Here is a 1,277-nt window from a genome sequence, read left to right on the forward strand (position 1 = left end):
GATTGAGTTCGTCTGCGGCGGCAATGACTTCGGACACAATCGCCCGAACGTCATCCAAGGTCGTCCTGTGATTGACGAAACACGCCCGCAGCGCGAATTGACCGTTGATCGTTGCATTCGACAGATACACGCGGCCGCGCGCGATCACACGGCGCAGGATCGCTTCATTGTCCTTAGAGCGGTGACGGAAACAGACCGCGCTTAGCGATACCGGCGCAAGCTGCTCAAGCTCCGGCTGTGAAGCGATTGCCTGTGCCAGCATCTGGGCATGGTAGAGATCGCGCGCGATGGCTTCGCGATAGGCACGGCGCCCGTGATACTGCAGCGACATCCAGAGCTTCAGCGCACGGAAGCGCCGAGACAGTTCGATCGACTCTTCAAAGAATGCAAATGCTTCCGTTGGGTCTTCGCTCAATATCCTGACGTAGTCGTCGCTGTGCGAGAAAGTCGTGCGCGCAATGTCTGGGTGGCGATTGAGCAGGCAGCCGCAATCGAGTGGCTGATAGAGCCATTTGTGCGCATCGAGCGACAGCGAATCCGCCAAAGACAGTCCCTGGAACTTTTCCGGGACGGCCAGCGCCGCCAGTCCCCCATAGGCCCCATCGACATGCATCCACAACGCTTCCCTACGGGCAATGTCTGCGATTTCGGGAAGGGGATCGATCGCACCGGAGATGATGGTGCCGACCGTGGCCACGATGGCGATGGGCATGTTGCCGATGGCGCGGTCGGCGGCAATAGCCGCCTGGAGGGCATCCGTCCGCATCCTGAATTTGTCGTCGACAGGGATCAAACGGAGATTTTTTCTACCGATCCCCAACAGCGCGACGGCCTTGGGAATGGACATGTGCACTTGCTCGGAAGCATAGATCACGCACGGTCGCACGCCTGTTTCGTTGGCTGGCAGCTTCGCTTCCCGCGCCATCGCCAGGGCCATGAGGTTCGCCGTCGAGCCGCCGCCGCACAGGCTGCCTGTAAATCCGGGGCAACCGACAGCCTCCGCCAACCATTCGACGACGGCGCGTTCGATCGATGTCGCAGCCGGTGCCGAGCGCCACGACGTCACATTCTGATTGAGCACCGCAGCCAGCAATTCCCCCAGCGCGCCGATCGGTTCGCCGGAGCCGACGACATAACCGAAGAACCTGCCGGTTGAAGGCCGCACATGCTCCGCTATCGACTTGAAATCCTGCAAGACTTCCCGACCACGACCGCTCTCCTGCCAAGGCCGCGAGAAGAGTTCCGTCGTCTGTTTGCCGCTGGTCGTGGGATACGTC

At 60.8% G+C, this 1,277-nt stretch carries 1 protein-coding gene; it reads right to left on the reverse strand.

The window, feature by feature from the left end:
* A partial coding sequence (locus tag EN969_RS31525; RefSeq protein ID WP_245467593.1) for a pyridoxal-dependent decarboxylase occupies positions 1-1,195 on the reverse strand: 1,195 nt, incomplete at its 3' end.
* Positions 1,196-1,277 lie beyond the last annotated feature (82 nt).

The sequence above is a fragment of the Mesorhizobium sp. M7A.F.Ca.CA.003.01.2.1 genome, assembly GCF_003998945.1.
In the GTDB taxonomy this organism is placed as follows: domain Bacteria; phylum Pseudomonadota; class Alphaproteobacteria; order Rhizobiales; family Rhizobiaceae; genus Mesorhizobium; species Mesorhizobium ciceri.